Source organism: Blastococcus mobilis (assembly GCF_900188025.1).
In the GTDB taxonomy this organism is placed as follows: Bacteria; Actinomycetota; Actinomycetes; order Mycobacteriales; family Geodermatophilaceae; genus Blastococcus_B; species Blastococcus_B mobilis.
In genome coordinates, this window is record NZ_FZNO01000018.1 from 1 (window position 1) to 15,732 (window position 15,732).

General features: G+C 73.5%; 11 protein-coding genes, 1 tRNA gene, 3 pseudogenes and 1 riboswitch. Of the genes and pseudogenes, 9 read left to right on the top strand and 6 right to left on the bottom strand.

The window, feature by feature from the left end; translation table 11 throughout:
* Positions 1–276: 276 nt before the first annotated feature.
* Positions 277–615: pseudogene (locus CHB94_RS26765) on the top strand (amidohydrolase family protein); the annotation flags it as partial.
* Here CHB94_RS26765 and CHB94_RS26960 read toward each other — a convergent pair.
* Positions 553–873 (bottom strand): annotated as a pseudogene (locus CHB94_RS26960) (hypothetical protein); the annotation flags it as partial. The pseudogenes CHB94_RS26765 and CHB94_RS26960 overlap by 63 nt on opposite strands.
* A gap of 80 nt (positions 874–953) precedes the next feature.
* Between CHB94_RS26960 and CHB94_RS15710 the strand changes: the two are divergent.
* The 4 genes and pseudogenes from CHB94_RS15710 (at position 954) to CHB94_RS15725 (ending at position 6,627) form a co-directional block, all read left to right on the top strand.
* Positions 954–1,325: a PRC-barrel domain-containing protein gene (locus tag CHB94_RS15710; RefSeq protein WP_141137518.1), complete on the top strand. Its 372-nt coding sequence runs from the start codon at positions 954–956 to the stop codon at positions 1,323–1,325.
* A 632-nt stretch (positions 1,326–1,957) separates the two neighbouring features.
* Positions 1,958–5,097, top strand: a pseudogene (mobF, locus tag CHB94_RS15715) (MobF family relaxase).
* 135 nt (positions 5,098–5,232) lie between these two features.
* Positions 5,233–5,445: a helix-turn-helix transcriptional regulator gene (locus CHB94_RS15720; protein ID WP_089337515.1), complete on the top strand. Its 213-nt coding sequence runs from the start codon at positions 5,233–5,235 to the stop codon at positions 5,443–5,445.
* A gap of 84 nt (positions 5,446–5,529) precedes the next feature.
* Complete coding sequence (locus CHB94_RS15725) at positions 5,530–6,627, top strand: tyrosine-type recombinase/integrase (RefSeq protein WP_089337516.1); 1,098 nt, start codon at positions 5,530–5,532, stop codon at positions 6,625–6,627.
* Between the two features lie 80 nt (positions 6,628–6,707).
* Here the strand turns inward: CHB94_RS15725 and CHB94_RS15730 are convergent.
* A tRNA-Ile gene (locus CHB94_RS15730) sits at positions 6,708–6,781 on the bottom strand.
* Between the two features lie 191 nt (positions 6,782–6,972).
* A riboswitch (cyclic di-AMP (ydaO/yuaA leader) is annotated at positions 6,973–7,130 on the top strand.
* Between the two features lie 105 nt (positions 7,131–7,235).
* On the opposite strand from CHB94_RS15730, the gene CHB94_RS15735 reads away from it, so the two are divergent.
* Positions 7,236–8,384: a M23 family metallopeptidase gene (locus CHB94_RS15735; protein ID WP_089337517.1), complete on the top strand. Its 1,149-nt coding sequence runs from the start codon at positions 7,236–7,238 to the stop codon at positions 8,382–8,384.
* A gap of 32 nt (positions 8,385–8,416) precedes the next feature.
* Entirely contained in the window at positions 8,417–9,100 is a 684-nt protein-coding gene (locus CHB94_RS15740) for a TVP38/TMEM64 family protein (protein ID WP_089337518.1), read from the top strand.
* Here CHB94_RS15740 and CHB94_RS15745 read toward each other — a convergent pair.
* The gene (locus CHB94_RS15745) at positions 9,097–9,990 is read right to left on the bottom strand and encodes a maleylpyruvate isomerase N-terminal domain-containing protein (RefSeq protein ID WP_254920688.1); all 894 of its coding nucleotides are present in this window, start codon (positions 9,988–9,990) and stop codon (positions 9,097–9,099) included. The two genes, CHB94_RS15740 and CHB94_RS15745, sit on opposite strands and share 4 nt — an antisense overlap.
* Before the next feature lie 148 nt (positions 9,991–10,138).
* Here CHB94_RS15745 and CHB94_RS26585 point away from each other — a divergent pair, with 148 nt between their 5' ends.
* Both CHB94_RS26585 and CHB94_RS15755 read left to right on the top strand, forming a co-directional pair.
* Entirely contained in the window at positions 10,139–11,284 is a 1,146-nt protein-coding gene (locus CHB94_RS26585; protein WP_141137519.1) for a GGDEF domain-containing protein, read from the top strand.
* Positions 11,285–11,669: 385 nt separating this feature from the next.
* Positions 11,670–12,170, top strand: coding sequence for a DUF3145 domain-containing protein (locus tag CHB94_RS15755; RefSeq protein ID WP_089337520.1), 501 nt, complete (start codon positions 11,670–11,672; stop codon positions 12,168–12,170).
* 353 nt (positions 12,171–12,523) lie between these two features.
* Here the strand turns inward: CHB94_RS15755 and CHB94_RS15760 are convergent, their stop codons facing one another.
* From CHB94_RS15760 to CHB94_RS15770, 3 genes are all read right to left on the bottom strand, one after another.
* Positions 12,524–13,936 carry an acyl-CoA carboxylase subunit beta gene (locus CHB94_RS15760; protein WP_089337521.1) on the bottom strand — a complete coding sequence of 471 codons (1,413 nt, stop codon included), beginning with the start codon at positions 13,934–13,936 and terminating at the stop codon, positions 12,524–12,526.
* Positions 13,937–13,984: 48 nt separating this feature from the next.
* Positions 13,985–15,226: a beta-ketoacyl-[acyl-carrier-protein] synthase family protein gene (locus CHB94_RS15765; RefSeq protein WP_089337522.1), complete on the bottom strand. Its 1,242-nt coding sequence runs from the start codon at positions 15,224–15,226 to the stop codon at positions 13,985–13,987.
* Between the two features lie 146 nt (positions 15,227–15,372).
* Complete coding sequence (locus tag CHB94_RS15770) at positions 15,373–15,618, bottom strand: acyl carrier protein (protein WP_089337523.1); 246 nt, start codon at positions 15,616–15,618, stop codon at positions 15,373–15,375.
* Positions 15,619–15,732: the final 114 nt, after the last annotated feature.

Below are 15,732 nucleotides of genomic sequence, written 5' to 3' on the forward strand. Positions count from 1 at the left end.
ACCGATCCGCTCGAGCACCTTCTCCAGACCCACGGCCCAGTCCTCGACCTCGGCCACGGTCACATCTTCGACCATCCCGAGACAGTCGTGACCTCGAAGCCCTCAACCCAGTAGACACACCGCAGCCGACAAGACAGGTGCGGCTGTAGTACTAGCCATCATTGCCGTCGGCTCGGCCCAGTCATCGCGCCGATCGGCAGCGTCCGGTCGGAGATCTAGCCTGCTACCCGTGACCCTGAGGCCGCCCTCTCGGCGGGCCCGCGCAAGCCGGCGCTGGTGTCCCTGAGCGACCACTGCGGGCGGCCGGACCTGGCGGAGGGGCTGGCCGCGCCGGCGTTCCGCGAGCTCCTCCGCCTGGGCCGCGCCGGCCGCGCGGTGGTAAAGCTTTCGGGGCTGGTCAAGTTCTCCCGGCGGCCACCGCCGCACGAGGACACCTGGTCCTTCGTCCGGGCGCTGGTGGACGCGTTCGGGCCCGACCGCTGTGTCTGGGCTTCGGACTGGCCGTTCCTTCGCGCGCCTGTCCGCGTGAACTACGGCCCGTTGCTCACGCTGCTGGAGGACTTGGTCCACGAGCGTGCCGCACGGCGCCAGATCCTTTGGGACACGCCCTGCCGCAAGTTCGGATTCCCCGGGGGACCCAGTCGCCCCCAGGGTCGGCGCGCCCCGCGAGGCTGGATCGCGGTGGCAATCCGTTGCCGAGCATGAAGGCGACGAGGGTCGGGCGGGTCTTGCCGACCGTTGTGGGGTCGTCGGCCAACCACCCTCGCAGTTGATGCGCTTCGTCGATGGTGGGCGCTCGAGGACGGCGGGAGTCACGCGGCGCTCGGCGGGCTGGCGCCTCCCACGGCTGGGACAGCGTCCGGGGACGGGCATTCCGGCGCCGGGCCGCGCCTCGGAATGCCTTGTCGGCCCTGGCCGGTGGTGTCATGATCGAGAGACGAGAAGGAGCAGAGATGGCTACGGACACGCCTGCGGATCTGTGGAATTATCGCGACTCGTACCACATCCCTTCGGGCGATCTCGATCTTTCCGGCTTCGAGGTCGTGGGTCGGGACGGCTCCATCGGGACGGTCGACAAGGCGACCAACCGGGTGAGCGCGAGCTACCTGATCGTGGACACCGGTGACTGGCATGCGGGCCACCAGGTCCTGCTGCCGGCGGCCACGGTCGAGCGCATCGACGGCGACCGCAGGCTGGTCCACGTCGACCGCAGCCGCAAGGAGATCGAGGAGGCGCCGGACCTCACGAAGAAGGACATGCGGACGGCGGCCTTCCAGGACCGGCTGCAGGGCTACTACCACGGCCTGTACGACACCGGGCTCTGAGGCCGCGCGAAGGGGGCGCCGGCCTCCTGGCCGCCACCGAGCGGGGTGAGCGTGGTTCCCGCGGGGTGCCCCCGACGTGACCGCAGCAGATCCTGAGCGCCTCAACGTGTCCCTGAAGCCGCCTTCAGGGACAGGTCCGCCGCCTCGGTCCGCCGTCACCACGCGGGGGACGCCAACCGGCAACCCGGCAGGACAGATCCGCGCCCCTCAGTCGCCGTCCCGTAAGGCCCGCCTGGTGAACCTTCCCGCATGGGGAGGACAACCAGGCCACCCTGCTGGCCTGCATGGCAGCGTCGTCCGCGAGCTGATCGACACCCACGTCACCGTGTCGCAGGAGGGCTGCTGCGTGACGCGAACCGGTACATCGCGGAGCGCCTCATCAGCCGCCAGTAGCCGGGCGGACGAGATATGCATTGCAACCAACAATCGCCATAAGCGACAAGCGGAATCGGGCCTGCAACGACTGACTGCCCGCAATTTCTAAGGTCTCTCGCGCATGCCCAAGGCTTCACTAAAGAGCGGCACGCATGCTACCAATAGGGGTAGCTCGGGCCCCGCTTTGCGGGGCCTACCGTCGTTTCTAGGGGTGGCGCATTGGTTATTGTTGGGTGGCGTTGAAATTGCACGGCGGAATGAAGGTGTACGCCGGCGCGCCGGCGGCTGCCCGGGCGTACCTGGAGGCGGATCGGGGACGGGCTGATGACTACTACCTGGCCGAAGGGACGGGCGTGGCCCGCCGCTTACGGCCACCGCCGGACGGGTGGAGGAGCTTGCGCCCTTGACGGGGGAGACCTACGAGAGCTGGGTGGCCGGCCGGGACCCGGACACCGGGCAGCCGCGGGGGCGGCTGCGTACCAATGAGCGGGCTGTGCGGTTCGTCGAAGTCGTGGTAAACGGCTCGAAGACCTGGTCGCTGGCCGCCGCGGTGCACCCGGACGTCGCCGCCGCCTACGACACCGCCCAGGACCGCGCCGCGGCCGAGATCATCGGCTGGCTGGCTGGGCATGCCACCACCCGGGTCGGCCCGCGCGGCGGGCAGGTGCAGGTGCCGGCCGAGGTGCTGGAGGCGGTGACGGTGCGGCACGACACGTCCCGCGCCGGAGATCCGCACCGGCATCTGCACCTGCACCTGCAGATCAACGCCCGGGTGTTCGCCGCGGGAAAGTGGCGCGGGCTGCACACCGTCGGCGTGCGCGATTTCCTCGCCGCGATCAACGGGATCGGGCATGCCACGGTCGCCTGCGACCCGCAGTTCCGCACCGCGCTGGCCGCCCACGGCTACACCCTCGACGCGACTGGAGAAATACTGGAGCTCGCCGCCTACGTCGGTCCGTTCAGCGCCCGGGCGGCGCAGATCGGGCGCAATCTGGACCGCTACGAACGCGACTGGATGGCCGCCCACCCCGGCGAGTTCCCGGGGCCGGCGCTGCGGCGGGCCTGGGACGCCCGAGCGTGGGCCGACGGCCGCCCGGACAAGATCACCCCCCGCTCGAGGGCGGACCTCACCGTGCGGTGGCGGGCCGAGCTGGCCGCCCTCGGCTACCGCGACCCCGACCGACCGGTCCAGCTGAGCCCCACCCCGATCGGCGTCCTGGACCGCGACCACGTCGTGGACCAGATGCTCACCCGGCTGGCCGCCGGCCGCTCCGCGTGGAACGCCGCCGACCTGCGCGGCGAGGCCGAACGGCTGCTTGCCGCCGCGGGCGTTGTCGCCGGGGCCGCGGTGCGCGGCGAGCTGGCCGAGGACCTCACCGCCCGCGCTCTGGCCCGCTGCCTTCCGCTGCTGGCGCGCGACGGAGTGCCCGAGCACGTCCGGGCCTGGACCTCTCCGGCGGTGCTTGAGGTCGAGGCCGACCTGGCCGCCCGCTCGCCGCCCGCGGCGGCCACCACGGTGCAGATGCCGACCTCCGGCCGGACCGGGCGGCCGGCCTGGAGGGGCTGGATGCCGGGCAGGGCGCCACCGCGGCCGCGCTCGCCGGGAACCGGTCGCTGGTGGTGGTGGAGGGCGCGGCCGGTGCCGGCAAGACCACCACCTTGGGAGCGGCTCGTCGACTGATGGGGGAACAGGGGCGGCGGCTGGTGGTTGTCACCCCCACCTTGAAGGCGGCCAAGGTCGCCTCCGCCGAGGTCGGTGCCACCGCCGGCTCGGCGGCCTGGCTGGCCTTCCAGCACGGCTGGCGCTGGACCGACGACGGCGCCTGGACCAGGTTGACCCCCGGTGAGGCCGACCCGGCCACCGGCCAGCTCTATGCCGGACCCGGGGAGAACGCCTGGCTGCGGCCGGGGGGACATCCTGGTCGTCGACGAGGCCGGGATGCTCGACCAGGACACCGCCCGAGCCCTGCTGGTCGTCGCCGACGAGCACGACGTCCGGGTGGCGCTGCTCGGTGATCGTCACCAGCTCGCCGCCGTCGGCCGCGGCGGGGTACTGGACCTCGCCGTCCGCCGGGTCGACCCGGCCGCGCACATGACCCTCGACCGGGTGCACCGCTTCACCCGCACCGACCAGGCCGGGCAGACGGTGCCCGACAGGGAGTACGCCGACCTGACCCTGGCCATGCGCGACGGCGCGGATCCCGGCGGGGTGTTCGACGCGCTGGCCGCCCGCGGCCAGGTCCGCCTGCACGCCGACGCCGCTGCGCTGCGGGAGGCACTGGCCGCCCTGGCCGCAGAGCTTCACCGCCGGGGCGAGCAGACAGCAATCGTGGTGGACACCCGCGAGCAGGCCGCCGAGCTGGGCGCCGCGATCCGGGAGCGGCTGGTCGCCGACGGCCGCGTCGACGACACGCGGGTCGCGGTCACCGGGACGGGGCAGCGGATCGGCGCCGGGGACCGGATCGCCACCCGCCGCAACGACCGAGCAATGGGCGTGGCCAACCGCGACATCTGGACCGTCACCGCCGTCAGTCCCTCCGGGGCGCTAACCGTCGCCCCGGCCGACGTCACCCCGACCCGCGCCGTCCCGCCCGGTGTCACCCCGGGTGTCACCCCTTCGGGAGTGGGGGAGCGGGTACTGCCCGCCGGCTACGTGACTCCCCACGTCGAGCTGGCCTACGCCAGCACCGCGCACGGGGTGCAGGGCGACACCGTCACCTCGGCGCACGTGGTGCTCGGCGAGCACACCGGCGCCGCCTCGGCCTACGTCGGCATGACCCGCGGCCGCACTGCGAACACCGCGCACCTGGTCGCTGCTGACCTGGCCGAGGCGCGGCAGCAGTGGATGGCGGTGTTCGTCCGCGACCGCGCCGACCTGGGACCCGGCCACGCCGCGCACCTGGCCGCCGCCGAGGCCGCCCGCTATGCCCAGCCCCGCCCGCTCGACCAGGTGCTCGCCGAACTGCACGAAGCGTGGACGGTCGAGCAGCGCTGCCTGGACCGGCTGACCGTCCTGCACGCGCAGCACAACACGCTGCGCGCCGTCGCCGCACTCCAGGCCGCCCGGGAGCCCACCGCGGTCGGTGCGCTCGGCCGCGCCCCGGGCCCCACCGAGCGGCTGGTCGACGTCGACCGGGGCATCGCGGCCGCCGAACACGAGCTGGCCGGCGCGCGGGAACGCATCGCCGCGCTGGTGGCCGACCCGGCCCTGCTCGACCGGCCCGCCGACCGGCTCAGCGGAGAACGCAACGCGTGGCGGGCGGGAGACGCCGACCGCTCCCAGTTCCCGACATTCCCTCGACCGGCCGCCGTCGACCCCGGCGTACCGCGGCCGGAGTCCGAGCGCCGCGGCCCCTCCCTCGCCCGGGGCGGCGCGGCCCCCGGCCTCGGGCGATGAGCCGCGCCTCAGAGAACTGCAGGCCAACTGGAGAATCCCGGCAGGATCTTGCGGTCGGCTGTCACCAATGGCCTTCATTTGGCGCCTTCTACAGGTGACGGGGCCCAGCCCATACGACCACCACCGGAGCCGACCATGACCGACCACACCGCCAGCCGCGAACCAGAGCTGCTCACGATCACCGAAGCCGCCGACCTCCTGCGCGCCCCTGTCGCCACCCTGCGCTACTGGCGCCACCTCGGCACCGGCCCGCGCAGCTTCCGCCTCGGCCGCCGCGTCCTGTACCGCACTGACGACCTCCACGCCTGGATCGCGCAACAGCACGCCCAGGCCCTCGACCGTCGATGAGCGGGCGTCGTCCACAGGCGTGCCGGCCTCCCCAGAGACTCGAGGCGGCATTGACCCGGGAGCCGTCGTCGGCACGGTCATCTGATGGCCGGCAGCATCAACGTGGACGTGCTCAGCGACGGCAGTAAGCGGTACCGGTCGCGGTACCGCGATGCTCGTGGGCGGCAGCACGAGAAGCGATTCATGCGCAAGGTCGACGCGCAACGATGGCTCGACGAGCAGACGTCGGCGATCGTCACGCAGACCTGGACGGCGCCGGAGCGTGGCCGGGTCACCGTCGATGTCTGGGCAGAGCAGTGGCTCGCCGCACAGACCGGGCTGAAGCCCAGCACGCTCTACCGCTACCGGTCGCTGCTGCGCGTCCAGATCCTGCCGCGCTGGGGTCAGCACCGGCTGGCCGACGTCACCCATGCCGAGGTCGCCGCGTGGGTGGCCCAACTGGTCGCCGGCGGCCTCGCGCCGGCGACAGTGCGGCAGGCGCACCGCGTCCTCGCGCTCGTCCTGACCCTCGCCGTCCGTGACGGGCGTATCCCGCGCAACCCGGCATCCGGCGTGCCACTGCCCAGGGCCCGGCGCGCCGATCCCCGGTTCCTCACCCGCACGGAGGTGGAGCGGCTGGCGAACGCAGCGGGGGAGTACGGCGCCGTCGTCCGCCTGCTGGCGTACACCGGCCTCCGGTTCGGCGAGATGGCCGCCCTACGGGTCCGCCGGGTCGATTTCCTCCGCAAGCGGCTCACCGTCGCCGAGAGCGCCACGGAGGTCGGCGGCGCCGTCGAGTACGGCGCCCCCAAGTCGCACCAGCAGCGCACCGTGCCGCTCCCGAGCGTCCTCGTCGAGCCGATGTCCCGCCGCTGCCAGGGCAAGGGCCCGGACGACCTCGTCCTGACTTCGCCGGGTGGCGCGGTGCTGCGCTCGGGCAACTTCCGGCGGCGGTTCTTCGACCCGGCGGCCACGGCCGCCGGGCTGGAGGACCTCAGCCCGCACGACCTCCGGCACACCGCCGCGAGCCTGCTGGTGGCCAGCGGGGCGAACGTCACGGCGGTCCAGCGGATGCTCGGTCACGCCTCCGCAGCGATGACCCTCGACGTCTACTCCGGGCTCTTCGACGACGACCTCGGCGCCCTCGCTGACCGCATGGATCTCGCCCACGAGGCGTCAGTCACGAGACGTCACGGTGCGTAGTGTGGGCACCGTGTGGGCACGGGACCCCGTCGTCAAGATCGACGATCAAGCTCCAACCCCCTGACCTGCACGTATATCGGTGGGGCGGGTGGGGCTCGAACCCACGACCCAGGGATTATGAGTCCCATGCTCTGACCGGCTGAGCTACCGCCCCGACGCGGGACAGCCTGCCAGACGCCGACCGGCGAGCGGAGCGTCCCGCCTGTCGCGGGGGCCGTCGGCCGGCCCAGGCAGGCTCGAGTGTGGCGTGATGTGCGCTTCGTTATCTTCCCGTGACATCTGCTTGCGCGGCACGTACCGTCGTCCGCGGCCTTGACGAGCTCCGCCCCTCGAACCGAGGGCATCGGACGGGCCCCGCCGAACCATGCGACCGGACGGTCGCACGGGCCGGGGAACCACCGCAGTACTGGGGTGAATCACGCCCGCGTTCCTGGACGCGGGCGGGTAGGGCACTTCCGGCCCGAACCCGTCAGCTAACTCGGTAGGCGGTCGCGAGGAACAGGAGAAGCGTCGCCTTGGCGACCCCGCACCACACCGCAAGCTCCACAGCTCCAGACCAGCAGCTCCGCCCGCGCCGCCTCCGGCGAGGCACCCGTCGAGCCATCCTCGTGGTCGGGGCGCTCGCCGCGCTGGTGAGCACCTCCACGGCCCACGCCGCCCCCGGCGACCGCGGCTCGGTCGCCGAGGCGCGCACCGCCCATGAGGCGGCCGCCGCGGAGGTCGCCGCGATCGGCGCGCGCGTCACCGAGGCCGAGCAGACGCTGCAGCGGATGACCATCGAGGCCGAGGCGGCCAGCGGCCAGGCCCTCGCCGCGCAGGCTGCGCTCGCCGCCGCTCAGGCCGAGGCCACGGCGACGGCCGCCAAGCTGGCAGAGGCGCAGGGCGCCGTCGCCGAGACGCAGGACGACGTCTCGACGATCGGCCGCGAGGCCTACATGGGCAGTGACGAAACCTTCGGCGACGTCGCGATCCTGCTCGCCGCGGAGAGCCCCACCGAGGTGCTGCAGCAGGCCGCCACCCTCGAGGTGCTCGGCGAGGAGCGCACCCGGGTGCTGAAGGAGATGGAGCGGGTCGAGGCACTGGAGGCTCGCGCCGACCAGGCCGCCCGCACCGCCGTCGCCGAGCGGGACCAGCTCGCCCGAGCTGCCGCGGAGGCGGAGGCCGCTGCCAACCAGCAGCTCGCCGCCGCCCAGGGCACCTACGACAGCATCGCTGCCGAGAAGGCGGCGCTCGACGCGCAGCTCCGCGAGGCCGAGATCCACCTGCTGAACCTGCAGGGGGCCGCGGACGCCGAGGCTGCCTGGAACGCGCAGCAGGCGGCCGCCGCAGCCCCCACCACCCTGACCTCCGCCGGAGGCGCCGTCGCCCCGGCCACGGGGCGGGTCACCTCCTGCTACGGCGCCCGCTGGGGCACCCTGCACGCCGGCATCGACATCGCCGCTCCCATCGGCACGCCGGTCTACACGCCCGAGGACGGCATCGTCCTCCAGGCCGGCCCCGCCAGCGGGTTCGGACTGGCCGTGGCGGTCCAGCACCGCGACGGCACCATCACGCTCTACGGCCACGTCAACCAGATGTTCGTGTCCGCCGGCGAGGTCGTCTCGGCCGGTCAGCAGATCGCCGAGGTCGGCAACCGGGGCCAGTCCACCGGACCCCACCTGCACTTCGAGGTGCACACCGGCGGGCTGTACAAGAACCGCAGCAACCCGGCGCCGTGGCTGGACGCCCGAGGCATCTCCCTCGGTGGGGGCTGCTGAGCACTGCCCTGTGCCCGGGTGAAGATGGGCGAATGCGGACGGCGGTGGACAGCGCGTGGGTCCGTGCCGCCGTGCTGGGCCTGGTCCTCGCCGTCGGAGGAGTCCTCGCCCTCACCGTCGACCTGCCGACCGTCGACGTCGTCCGCACCTGGGTGGACGGCGCCGGGGGAGCCGCGTGGGCCGGCATGGTCCTGGGGCTCGCGGTCCTGCTGCTGGCGCCGATCCCGCGGTCGGCGCTCTCCGTCCTGCTGGGCGTCGTCGCGGGGTTCGGCGCCGGGCTCGCGGTCGCGCTGGCCGGTGGTCTGCTCGGCGGCCTCGCCGCATTCGGGCTCGCGCGGGCGCTGGGTCGGCCCGCCGTCACCCGGCTCGTCGGCCCGCGCCTGGGCCGGGTGGACCGCCTGATGGTCGACCGCGGCTTCTGGCCGCTGCTTGCGGGCCGGTTGCTCCCCGTCGTCCCGTTCGTCGTCCTCAGCTACGGCGCGGGTCTCACCGCCGTCCGGGTGACCCCGTACGCGCTCTCCACCGCGCTCGGGCTGGTGCCGAGCACCGTCGTCCAGGTCGGCGTCGGCGCCTCGGCGGGAGCGCTCGCCACCTGGATGACGCCGGCCACCGTCGTGCCCGTGGCGGCCGCTGTTCTCGTCGCGGCAGGCCTGGGGGCGCTCGCCTGGCGCCGGTGGCGCCGGACCCGGGACGGACAGTCGGTCGCGGTCTCCTAGCCCTTCCGGAAGAGGCGCCCGAGCATCCCCCCGGCTCCGCCGACTGTTCGCGCCGCCAGTTGGAGGATCGGCCCGCCCGGGATACCGGGGACGGCCTGGACGATGGGCGCCAGCGCCAGCAGGCCGCCCACGTCGTGGACCTTCAACCTCCGCCGCGCTACCGCGGGCACCGGGTTGATCCGCCCTGACGCGGCCTCCAGCAGCAGGTCCGCCGGCGCCTCCACCGCGGGACCGTCGACCCGGCCCGGCGGCACCTGGCGCACGGTCCATCCGCCGCCGTCGGAATCGAAGGCCCAACCGCCCTCCGGCGTCGCGAGAGTGACCCCGCCGGTGATGTCCATCGACGCGGCCAGGCCACCGGTGACGTCGGCCAGGGCCGCCAGACCGGACTGCAGGACGTCCGCCGACGGGGGAGCGGCACCGCAGGACACCAGGTCCAGCCCGTGGACGGCGAGCTCGTAGGCCTGCCCCAGGACGACGCTGAGCAACGGGATCCGGCCGACGACGGAAACGGTGAGGGCGGTGTCGAGCTCGGCGGGCTCCTCGGCCAGGTAGCGGGCGGTCGCCTCCCGGTTGCGTCGCAGGGCGACCAGGACCTCGTCCCGAGTCGCGTCACGGTGCGCGGAGGTCACCCGGGCGTTGACGGCGTCGACGTCGGGGGGCGTGCCGGTGCCACCCGCCCGGGCGGAGGCGATGAGGTCCGCCATGGCGGTGTGGTCGTCCCAGCAGCCCAGGTGGACGCAGATCTCCTGCGCCCGCCAGCCGCTCAACCGAGACGGTCGGGTCAGGTCCACCGTCTCCGCGCGGTCGATGAACGCGTCCCACGCGCTCAGCACCCGGTCGGCGACCTCGTCGCGCCCGGCATCCGCCATGCCCTGGTGTCGTCCCACGGAAGCCGCCCTACCCGGCCAGGGCCGGGGCAGGCATCGACGGGGCAGGTGGAGAGGTGGCGCGCGCCACGTCCCCGCGGCACCGGGTCTCCCCCGGAGGGAGGAGACCCGCGTCAAGGAACGGTGCAAGCCGGTCGATCGCAGGACTGTGACCGACCGAGCGGCTACCGATCGCCGCGCCTCCCGTGCGCGCCTGAGCGTGCCGTCCCGGCGGGGACGGCTGTCCCGGCTGTCCGCCGCCCTGCGCGCGGGCCTGTCCCGCCCCCTCGCCGAGGACGGCGACCGGGTCGCCTACTGGATCCGCCACGTCCGGATCGGCGTGCTGCTCAGCGAGGTCGCCGCGCTCACCGTCGTCGGCTACGTCCTGCTCACCGACGACCCCGGCCGGCAGTCGCCCCTCATCCTCGGGCTCGCGGGTCTGGTCGTCCTGGCCGTCCCGGGCCTGCTCCTGCTGCCCCTGCCGGCGATGATGCGCGATTCCCGCGGGCCCATGCTGTTCTACGCCTGGGCGCTCGGCGCCACCGCGTTGGTGGTCATCGGCACGCGGGCGGACGGCGGGCCCTCGAGCCCGCTGGACGCGCTGCTGTTCCTCACCCTCGCGTACATGGCCGTGGCCTGCCCCCCGTACGGCGTGGTCGCCGTCGGCAGCGTCATGACGCTCGGCTACTTCGTCGTCGTGGAACTTCCGGGGATCACGCCGTCGGGCTTGTTCTTCCTGGCGATCCTGGTCGCCTTCACGGTGGTCTGTGCGCTCGCCTCGTCGAGCTCCTGGGCAGCCCACGACCGTCAGGTGCTGCTGGTCCGCACGCAGGAGACGCTGGCCTCCACCGATCCGCTCACCGGGATCCCCAACCGGAGTGCCTTCCTCCGGCGGGTCAGCGGTGCGGTGAGTGACGCGGCCTGGGGTCACCCGAGCGTCGTCTGCCTCGTGGACCTCGACGGTTTCAAGGCCGTCAACGACGCCCGCGGGCACGCGGCCGGTGACGCGATGCTCAAGGCCGTGGGGGTCGCGCTCGGTGGCGCGGTCCGCGAGACCGACACCGTGGCCCGGCTGGGGGGCGACGAGTTCGCCGTCCTGGCCGACATCACGGTCGGCTTCTCGAGCGAGGTGCTCGCCGAGCGGCTCCGCGCCGCCGTCGCCGAGGTGGGACGCGCCCACGGGGTGACCGCCAGCGTCGGGGTCGCCGAGGTCGAGCCGGGTGACGACGTCGAGGACCTGATGCACCGCGCCGACGCCGCCATGTACCGGTCGAAGACCGCCGGCGGCGACCAGGTGACGGCGCTCGGCTGCTGAGCCGACCGGATCGGTCCGCGCGTCGCCCACCTCCTGGGACGCTCCGCCGTTACCCACCGTCATCGAGAACGAGACGTTGCTCACGCAGTCGTCGCGGGTACCCGAGAACCCATCATCGCTGGCTCGCGTGCCTCCGGAGGACGCGCCACGGTGGCTGGACGCCGTGCCGGCGCGCGTGGTAATGGCGCTTGACCAGCGGTAAGACACATCACACGTGACCATCAGTCACATTCGTCCCAACTGGAACAGCCGGGCTGGCGCGATGGGCACTCCATCGTGCAGACTGTTCCCGGAAGTCCTGCTCCGTCACTGCCGAACACAGCGCGTCACCGAATCGATGGTCCGTAGGGGAAGACGAGACCAATCGAGTCGATGGAGGTGCCTCGTGCAGCGACGGTCTACCCAGGGTGTCGTCTTCGTGCACGCGTGCCCGAAGGCGCTCTGCCAGCATGTCGAGTGGGCGCTGGAACGCGTCGTCGGCGCGCCGGTCTCCCTGTCGTGGGCTGAGCAGCCCGCGGCGCACGGTTCCTACCGTGCCGAGGTCGCCTGGACCGGTTCGCCGGGTACCGGCGCCCGGCTGGTTGCTGCCCTCCGGGCGTGGCCGATGCTGCGCTTCGAGGTCACCGAGGAGGCCAGCCACGGCAACGACGGCGAGCGCATGTCGTACGTCCCCGGCCACGGAGTCTTCCGCGCGCCGACGAGCGCCAACGGCGACATCATGATCAGCGAGCAGCAGCTGCGACACCTCGCTGCCACGGCGTCGTCGGCCGAGGCCTTCCGTCACGGTGTCGACGAGCTGCTCGGGGCGGCCTGGGACTCCGATCTCGAGGTCTACCGCCACGCCGGCGACGGCAGCCCGGTCACCTGGCTGCACCAGGTCGTCTGAGGGAAAGGACCCCGCTGCCCTCCGCCGTAGAAGGACCCCGTCCCCCTCATCCCTCGCACGCTCGGAAGGAGCCTCTGGACGGGGCCGGCGGCGGGACCCCGCAGCGGGCCGCAGGTCACAGATTCGCCACGTCGACCCGGACGACTCGCCGGATCGTCGTAGCCTGAACGAGGTCGTCCGGGCGCCGTCGGGGAAGCGGCGTCCGGACGGCCTTCCGCTGTCTCGGCGCAACGGCTACCGGCGTGCTGTGGCGACTACCGCACCGCAGCGCGGTACCGGGCACCACAGCGCGGTATCGCCACGACGTCACAGGGCCGGCACGGGGAACCGATGGCCGGGCCCTGTTGCGCTCCTCAGAGGGGGATGTTGCCGTGCGCCCCGCGGCCGGGCGGTGCCGCGGCGAGCGCCTCGACCAACCGGCGCCTGGTCTTCGCGGGCTCCACGACCTCGTCCACGACGCCGATCTGCAGGGCCCGGTTGACCCCGCCGGCGATGCGCTCGTGCTCCTCGGCCAGCTGCGCGTGCAGGGCCTCCCGCTCACCGGGCGGGACGGCAGCCAGCTTCTTGCGGTGCAGGATGCCGACCGCGGCCTTCGCGCCCATGACGGCGACCTCGGCCCCCGGCCAGGCGAACACGGCGGTGGCGCCCAGCGCGCGGGCGTTCATCGCGATGTAGGCGCCGCCGTAGGACTTGCGGGTCACGAGCGTCACCCGCGGCACCACCGCCTCGGCGAAGGCGTGCAGCAGCTTCGCCCCCCGCCGCACGACACCGTCCCACTCCTGGCCGACCCCCGGGAGGTAGCCGGGCACGTCGACCAGCACGACCAGGGGCACCCCGAAGGCGTCGCACATCCGCACGAAGCGGGCGGCCTTCTCCGCGGAGGCGGAGTCGAGGCACCCGCCCAGCCGCAGCGGGTTGTTGGCGATGACGCCCACGGTCCGCCCGGCCAGCCGACCGAGAGTGGTGACGATGTTGGGCGCGAAACGCGGATGCAGCTCGAGGCCCGGCCCGTCGAGGACGCCGGAGATCAGCGGCTTCACGTCGTAGGCGCGCTGCTTCTGCTCGGGCAGCAGCGCGCTGAGGTCGACGTCGGCCTCGTCCCCGGCCGGCGCGAACGTGCCCTGGGCCGCGAGCAGGTCGACGGCCATGCGGGCGGTCTCGAGGGCGGCCGGCTCCGAGTCGGTGACCACGTGCACGACGCCGCTGCGCCGGCCATGGGTGTCGGGCCCGCCCAGCTGCTCCTGGTCGACGACCTCGCCCGTGACCGAGCGGACGACGTCCGGGCCCGTGACGAAGACGCGGCCGGCCGGGCCCATGATCACCAGGTCGGTCAGGGCCGGTCCGTAGGCGGCGCCACCAGCGGCCGGGCCGAGCACCACCGAGATCTGCGGGATCCGGCCGGAGGCCCGGACCATCGCCGCGAAGACCTCGCCGACCGCGTGCAGGGCCGTGACGCCCTCGGCCAGGCGCGCGCCGCCGGAATGCCAGATGCCGATGACCGGCACCCGCTCCCGCAGCGCGGTGTCGATGGCGTCCACGATGTGCCGGCAGCCGTCGACACCCATCGCGCCACCCATGACGGTCGCGTCGGTGCAGAACGCCACCGCGGGGGTGCCGTTCACGGTGCCCCGCGCGGCCAGCACGCCGGAGGTGTCCCGGGCGGCCAGCTCCTGCATCGACCCGGGGTCGAAGAACCGCTGGAGGCGGTCCTCCGGATCGCGCGGGTCGCAAGCGGGCAGCGTGGGCGGGGCCTGGACGGCTGTCACGAGGTCTCCGGGGGCCGAGGGGATGGGCGGCGAGGGCAGGGCTGGGCCTCAGGCGGTGGTGAAGACCAGCGCGATGTTGTGGCCACCGAAGCCGAAGGAGTCGTTGACGGCGGCCGTGAGGGTGGTGCGGCGGGGCTCGTGGCGCACGATGTCGAGGGCCTGGACGGCCGCGTCGTCGTCCGGGTCCTCCAGGTTGGCCGTCGCCGGCACGATCTGCTCGCGGAGCGCGAGGATCGTGAAGACGGACTCAAGCGCTCCGGCGGCACCGAGCAGGTGGCCGGTCTGGCTCTTGGTGGCGCTCACCAGGACGTGGTCCCCGAGCGACGAGCGGATGGCCGCCGCCTCGGCGGTGTCCCCGACCGGGGTCGAGGTGGCGTGGGCGTTGACGTGCCCGACGTCGGTCCGGCTCAGGCCGGCGTCGCGGAGGGCCGCCGCGATCGCACGGGCGGCTCCCTCGCCGTCGGGGTGCGGGGCGACGAGGTCATAGCCGTCGGCGGTCGCGCCGGCACCGGCGAGGCGGGCGTGGATGCGGGCCCCCCGCGCCTTGGCGACGTCGGCCCGCTCCAGGACGATGGCCGCCGCGCCCTCGCCCAGGACGAACCCGTCCCGGGCCTTGTCGAACGGGCGGGAGGCGCGCTCCGGCTCGTCGTTGCGGGTCGACATCGCCCGCATCGCGGCGAACCCGGCCATGGGCAGCGGGTGCACGCAGGCCTCGGCGCCACCGACGAGGACGACGTCGGCGCGGTCGAAACGCAGCAGGTCCAGGCCCCAGCGGATCGCCTCGGCTCCGGACGCGCAGGCGCTGACCGGCGCGTGCACCCCGCCCTTGGCGCCGATCGCCAGACCGACGGCGGCAGCCGGGCCGTTGGGCATGAGCATCGGGATGGTGAAGGGGGAGACCCGCTTGGGGCCCTTCTGCTCCAGCACGTCGTCCTGACCGAGCAGGGTCAGCGCGCCACCGATCCCGGTGCCGAGGACGACCGCGACCCGCTCGGCCGGGACGCCGGCGTCGGCGGCGCCGGCGTCGCGCCAGGCCTCCTCGGCGGCGACGACGGCGACCTGCTGACTGCGGTCGAGGCGGCGGGCGCGGACCCGGTCGATCTGCTCGGCCGGGTCGGTGGCCAGCCGCGCGACGAGCTGGGCGGGGTAGTCCTTGACCCAGTCGTCGGTGATCCGGCTGACCCCCGACCGCCCGGCCAGCAGCGCGTCCCAGGTGCTGGCGACGTCGCCGCCCAGGGGCGTGGTGGCACCCAGTCCGGTGACGACGACGTCGGTGACGGGCGTGCTCATGACGATTCCTCCTGGATTGGTGGCCGGGCGGCCGGGGTGAGGCCCCCCTGCAGGGTCCCGCCGCCGGCCCCGTCCAGAGGCTCATTCCGGGCGTGCGAGGGATGAGGGGACGGGGTCCTTCTACGGTGGGGGCAGGGGGCCCTTTGTCAGCCCTGGTTCTTCTCGATGTAGCTGATCGCGTCGCCGACGGTCTTGATGTTGCCGAGCTCGTCGTCGGGGATGGCCACGCCGAACTTGTCCTCGACGGCGGTGGCGATCTCGACCATCGACAGGGAGTCGACGTCGAGGTCGTCGGTGAACGACTTCTCGGGGGTGGCGTCGGCGGGGGTCACACCGGCGACCTCCTCCAGGATCTCGGCCAAACCGGACTGGATCTCCTGGCTGCTCGTCACGCGGGTCCTCTCTCTCGGATGGGGCGGTAGAAGGACCCCGTCCTGCCCACCACTCGCAAGCTCGCGGCGGTGCCCTGGACGGGGCCGTTCGACGTCCGGGACGCGGTGTCCCGG

What these genes read in the sequence shown, in the direction of transcription:
- CHB94_RS15710 (WP_141137518.1), top strand. Translation starts at nt 954, where the DNA reads ATGGCTACGGACACGCCTGCGGATCTGTGGAATTATCGCGACTCGTAC.
- CHB94_RS15720 (WP_089337515.1), top strand. Translation starts at nt 5,233, where the DNA reads ATGACCGACCACACCGCCAGCCGCGAACCAGAGCTGCTCACGATCACC.
- CHB94_RS15725 (WP_089337516.1), top strand. Translation starts at nt 5,530, where the DNA reads ATGGCCGGCAGCATCAACGTGGACGTGCTCAGCGACGGCAGTAAGCGG.
- CHB94_RS15740 (WP_089337518.1), top strand. Translation starts at nt 8,417, where the DNA reads ATGCGGACGGCGGTGGACAGCGCGTGGGTCCGTGCCGCCGTGCTGGGC.
- CHB94_RS15765 (WP_089337522.1), bottom strand. Translation starts at nt 15,226, where the DNA reads ATGAGCACGCCCGTCACCGACGTCGTCGTCACCGGACTGGGTGCCACC.